The organism is Lysinibacillus sp. Bpr_S20 (genome assembly GCF_023337835.1).
Lineage (GTDB): Bacteria > Bacillota > Bacilli > Bacillales_A > Planococcaceae > Lysinibacillus.
Window position 1 is genome coordinate 1 of record NZ_JALNLQ010000024.1, and the last position, 5,652, is coordinate 5,652.

4 protein-coding genes, 1 tRNA gene and 1 rRNA gene are annotated in these 5,652 nt (G+C 38.3%); 3 read left to right on the forward strand and 3 right to left on the reverse strand.

The features are described from left to right. Positions 1-50: 50 nt before the first annotated feature. Positions 51-122, forward strand: a tRNA-Glu gene (locus MWJ95_RS24240). 174 nt (positions 123-296) lie between these two features. On the opposite strand, the gene nadA is transcribed toward MWJ95_RS24240, so the two are convergent. Genes nadA through nadB form a run of 3 tightly spaced genes read right to left on the reverse strand, consistent with a single transcriptional unit; the run spans position 297 to position 3,790 of the window. Further along, positions 297-1,400 carry a quinolinate synthase NadA gene (gene nadA, locus MWJ95_RS24245; protein WP_249107383.1) on the reverse strand — a complete coding sequence of 368 codons (1,104 nt, stop codon included), beginning with the start codon at positions 1,398-1,400 and terminating at the stop codon, positions 297-299. Continuing rightward, positions 1,387-2,247 carry a carboxylating nicotinate-nucleotide diphosphorylase gene (gene nadC, locus MWJ95_RS24250; protein WP_249076379.1) on the reverse strand — a complete coding sequence of 287 codons (861 nt, stop codon included), beginning with the start codon at positions 2,245-2,247 and terminating at the stop codon, positions 1,387-1,389. Before nadC ends, nadA begins: the two co-directional genes overlap by 14 nt. Further along, positions 2,204-3,790: an L-aspartate oxidase gene (gene nadB, locus MWJ95_RS24255; protein WP_249076380.1), complete on the reverse strand. Its 1,587-nt coding sequence runs from the start codon at positions 3,788-3,790 to the stop codon at positions 2,204-2,206. Before nadB ends, nadC begins: the two co-directional genes overlap by 44 nt. Before the next feature lie 92 nt (positions 3,791-3,882). Here nadB and MWJ95_RS24260 point away from each other — a divergent pair, with 92 nt between their 5' ends. Both MWJ95_RS24260 and rrf read left to right on the forward strand, forming a co-directional pair. Continuing rightward, on the forward strand, positions 3,883-4,962 hold the full coding sequence (locus MWJ95_RS24260; RefSeq protein ID WP_249107384.1) for a cysteine desulfurase family protein: 1,080 nt from the start codon (positions 3,883-3,885) through the stop codon (positions 4,960-4,962). Between the two features lie 614 nt (positions 4,963-5,576). Further along, a 5S ribosomal RNA gene (gene rrf / locus MWJ95_RS24265) occupies positions 5,577-5,652 on the forward strand; the annotation flags it as partial.

The window sequence follows — 5,652 nt, forward strand, 5'->3', positions numbered from 1 at the left end:
GTAGGTCGGGTAACCGGCGCGAGGGTTCAAATCCCTCCTTCTCCGCCATTGGCCCGTTGGTCAAGTGGTTAAGACACCGCCCTTTCACGGCGGTAACACGGGTTCGAATCCCGTACGGGTCATACTAAAAAGCAGTAGATGGTATTACATCTACTGCTTTTTTTTGTATAAAAATAGCTTTTAAGATGCTAATCATTTTCTCTATACTAAATTGAACATCACAATATGTTCAAATAGAAGATTCTAGTACCTATTAAGAATAAAACGTCTACTATTTCTTGTAGACGTTTTATTCTTTAAACTCTTATTAGCATTCTTTCAAGTGAGCAACGTGCCTCTTCCGCAGTGTGAGCATCTACTTGAATACGATTATGTGGCTGCCCCTTGTCTATACGTTCTAAAGACCAAAGTAGATGGGGAAGGTCAATTCGATTCATTGTAAGACATGGACAGAAATTCTCATTTAAAGAGATAATCTGCTTATCAGGGTGCTGCTTGATCATACGATTCACAAGATTCATTTCAGTACCGATTGCCCATGCTGAACCACTCGGTGCCTTATTAATCGTATCGATAATGTATTTTGTAGAACCTGCATCATCTGCAGCGGCAACAACTTCACGATTACATTCAGGATGAACAATGATACGCATATTTGGATGTGCTTTACGTATAATTTCTGTATGTCGAACTGTAAAACCTTCGTGTACAGAGCAGTGTCCCTTCCATAAAATGACTTGAATGTTTTCTGGGGATTGATCTGTCTCAAGCGTATTTGTATGGGGATTCCAAACGGCCATATTTTCAAGCGGTATTCCTAAATCGTAGGCAGTATTTCTACCTAAATGTTGATCTGGTAAAAAGAAAATACGTGACTTTTGCGTAAATGCCCATTTAACCATTTCTTTAGCATTGGACGATGTTACGCAGGCTCCACCATGTCGCCCAGTAAATGCTTTTATGGCAGCAGTAGAATTGACATATGTTAGAGGGATCATAGTATCGCCAAAGAGTTCCTGTAATATCGGCCATGCTCGTTCTGTTTGATAAATATCGGCCATATCTGCCATTGAACAGCCGGCGCGCATATCAGGTAAGTAAACATGCTGCTGTTCAGTTGTAAGCATATCAGCTGTTTCAGCCATAAAATGTACGCCACAAAATACTATATGTTCAGCTTCCTTATTTGCTGCTGATAATTGAGCAAGCTGTAAGGAATCCCCTGTCGCATCTGCAAATTGAATCACTTCATCTTTTTGATAATGATGTCCAGGGATGAAGAGCTTACGACCTAATTTCTTTTTAATTGCTAAAATGCGAGATTCCATGTCATTTTTAGATAATGCACGATAATGCTCTGGTAGTAGTGACGTTTGTTGTAATAAACTAGTGATGGACAATGGAATTAGCTCCTTTCGTTTGTACAAGTGCACTAATATCAAAGGCTTTGACTGAATGTGTTAGCGCTCCAAGTGAAATCCATTGAATACCTGTTTCAGCATAGGCATTTAAATTATGAAGCGAAATGCCGCCTGAAGCTTCTGTAGCAATATGTGGGGGAACCGCTGAAAGCCATTCACGTATTTCTTCAGGGCTACGATTATCGAACATAATGATATCTGCACCGGCTGCAATTGCTTCATCTAGGTGTTTTTTTGTCTCAATTTCAACTTCGATTTTAATGGTGTGACCGATTTTTTCACGGGCTACCTGTACTGCCTTAGTTATACTTCCAGCAAAGGCAATATGATTATCCTTTAGCATTATCGCATCATATAACCCATTGCGATGGTTATAGGCACCTCCGATTCTAACTGCATATTTATCTAACATACGCATTCCAGGCATTGTTTTGCGCGTATCGCATATTTTCGCATTAGTACCGGCTGTTTCTCGCACTGCTAAATTTGTAGCTGTGGCAATAGCAGACATACGCTGAATAAGATTCAAAATTACACGTTCCCCTATTAATAACTTTTGAAGAGGTCCTTGAATAACAGCAAGAACATCACCATCCTGTACTTTATCACCATCCTTTTTATAGAGGATAATATCCATTGATCGATCAAGGAGAAGAAATCCATGTTTTATGATAGGAGCTCCGCAAAAAATGCCGCTTTCTTTCGCATAAAAAGAAAAAGATCCCTGTTGATCTGGAGAAAATATAAATTCACTCGATAAATCTCCATCGCCTATATCCTCATTAAAAAATAGCTTTAGCATTTCCTCGAGTTTGATGACATTCATATAATGAATTCCTCACTTTCATCTGTCCTTGTTGAAAAATGATCCAGCGGTTTACCCACTGATTTTCATTTTGTGGTTTATCTATGCGAATATGTGCTCCGCGTGTTTCTGTTCGTGTAATGGCTGCGTGTGCCATTAATGTAGCGACAGTATGCATCATGTAAAGTTCAAGTTCCTGTTGATTCAAACCATCTAGACGAACATGAAGAAGTTCTTGCATTGAGGGCAATTGTTGTACGAAGTGTTGCATATCGATAGGATTTCGCACAATCCCTAATGCGTGTGAGATCATATGCTGTAATTGTTTTTTGGTAAATAATAATGGCATTGTTTGTTGTTGATGTTTGTCATCAATCAAGAAATTATTTTGTTTACAACCTGTGTGAATAATGTATTGGGCTGTTCTTTGTCCAAACGTAATTCCTTCTAAAAGGGAGTTGCTAGCTAAACGATTGGCACCATGAACCCCTGTACAAGCAACTTCTCCAATTGCATATAGATTAGGGATAGACGTTCTTCCTTTATCATCAGCTACAACACCACCCATTAAGAAATGGCTACCTGGTGCTACAGGAATTAATTGATCTTGTAAATTAACATTATTGTCATAGCAAAGCACAGCAATTGTAGGGAACTTTTTTTCAAAGTGTTCAATATTTGAAATATCAATAAATGTTTCCTGCCCAGCTGCACGTTTATTAAATAATGCATGTGCAGTAACATGGCGCGGTGCTAAGTCCAATTGTTCATGTATGCCTTTCATTATGGGTTGACGCAGTGCATCGACAAACCTTCCACCGGCGCCTCGTACAGCTTCAGAGACTAATCCTTTGGCCTGCCCTCCACACCAAAGTAAGCTCGGATGAAATTGCATAAATTCCATATCACTGATGGCAGCTCCTGCGCGATATGCTAAAGCAATACCATCTCCAGTATTCGTAGCAAAGTTTGACGTAGAAGTATAAATAGCACCAGCACCGCCTGTCGCGAGGATGACATGATGGGCAAGGTATCGCTTCGTTCCATGCGCTCCTTTCGTTAGAACGCCTACACAAGCTCCAGCTTTATTCAATAAAAGCTCGTAAGCCATTTCATAGCAATTCACAACGGTATTCGATGTAAGTTGATTGAGTAAAAAATCTATCATTACTTGGCCAGTACGATCACCACCTGCATGTAAAATACGGTGATAACTATGGGCACCCTCTAAGCCTAGAGCCGGGGCTCCATCAACTTGTCGATCAACTGGAAAGCCCTCATTTAATAAATCACGCATAACTTCTGTGCCGTTTTTTATCAGTATTTCAACATTCCTTTTTTCATGATGATATTCACCAGCAGTCAACGTATCAGCAATGTGAAACTTTGGATGATCTTCTTGACTTGTAACGGTAGCAATACCGCCTTGAGCACGATATGAACTACTCATTTTAACTGAACATTTTGTCACTATCTGAACTTGAAAATGCCCTTCGAGTAGCCGAGCAGTCTGTAGTGCAGCAATGCCGCTACCAATAATAAGTACATCTGTCATTACATCCATACATATACCTTCTTTACAGTTGTCTTGACACATATCTTTACATAAAATAAAAGAGAAAACAAGACCTTGATGAACTAGAAAGGAAGAATAAGATGATTTATCTGGATTACGCTGCAACCTCTCCAATGACTCCCGAAGCTCTCAAAGCATATTGTGAAGTTGCCAATCAGCATTATGGAAATAGTGCAAGCTTACATGATCTAGGAGGACAAGCATATTACTTTGTTGAACAGGCGAGAGCTACTGTAGCAAAATCTCTTGGAGTAAATAGTGATGGTGTAATTTTTACTGGAAGCGGAACTGAGGGCAATTTAATTTCGATTTTGTCATTAGCTTTAGCGTCAAATAAAGGAATGCATATTATTTCATCACAAGCTGAACACACATCTGTACATGCGGCTTTAAATACACTTGAAAAAATGGGTTTTGTGGTCACAAAGTTACCTTTACAGAAAGATGGTTGTATACATGTAGAGCAACTAAAAGAAGCGATAAAGGAAGATACGGCTTTAATCACTATTCAACATGTAAATTCAGAGATAGGCTCTATTCAACCTATTGAAGAAATTGCCGAGATAGCAAAACAATCCAATATTCTCTTGCATGTCGATTGTGTACAGTCTTTTTGTAAACTCCCATTAAAACAGCAAGTAGATGCTATGACTGTTTCGGCTCATAAAATAAGTGGGCCAAAGGGATGTGGAGCTATATATATTAATCCTAAGCTCTGTGTTCCTGCATTAGTATCAGGTGTCACGCATGAACAAGGGCTAAGGGGAGGAACACTAGATACCCCGGCTATTGTTGCTTTTGCTACGGCTGTTGAAAATTATCAATATGAGCGTCAGCATTATGAGGCCTTACGTCGATACTTTAAGTCAAAATTACCTGAAACGTGTCAGATAATTGAGAGTGAGAAGCAATTGCCTAATATTTGTGGGGTATTGATGAAAAGAGTAGAGGGGCAATACGTTTTGTTAAAATTAAATGAGGTGGGGATATGTATTTCTACAGGAAGTGCCTGCGATATTCATAGTGAATCTGGTACGAAGGCTATTTTATCAATGGGTTATTCTACAGAAGCGGCTCGTCAATTTTTTCGGATATCTTTTGGTCCAGCAACAACATTAGAGGAAATTGATCGATTACAAATGGCACTTTCCGCAATTTAACTTCGTTCAGTAGGAGGAACTTAGTTTAAAAACGTGTGTTGTCATTCATGTAGGCTTAAGCACAAAGTTGATTTCGGACTTTCACAGGTTATTTAATGTAGTAAAGGATAAGATAAAAAGTGAAAACTTATGATAAAATAATATTGAAATGATAAATTAACAGGTATGTTCCTAATCTATAAAAGGATTTTTTATACCCATTTTTTGTAGCTGATTGGAGCTAAGAGCTACCCAATACTTCTGTAGCAGAACAAAGATGCCCAAAGAAAAAGTGCTTGGTTTTGATGTCTGAATGTAGGAAGAAGTAGCTTGTAGCGAAAATCAGCGTCTTTTTTTAAAAGTAAAATGGAGTAAAAATAGCTAATCAACCTATTAGATAAATTAATTGTTTTCTTTTAATTAAACAATTGTTATAATAAATAGCAGAGCGATAATCTCTCGTACATAACAAAAATATCTCCAAAAAGTAATAATTTCTTTTTTTTATAAAAAAGTGTTGCACAATGTGAGGAAACGTTATACAATAATTCTTGTCTTGAAGGACAGGTGATAAAAACTTCAAAACGAAATACATAAGGTTTTCAAATACGAAGTATATCGAAAACTGTTAATAGTCTAGTGATGATGGCAAAGAGGTCACACCCGTTCCCATACCGAACACGGAAGTTAAGCTCTTTAGCGCCGATGGTA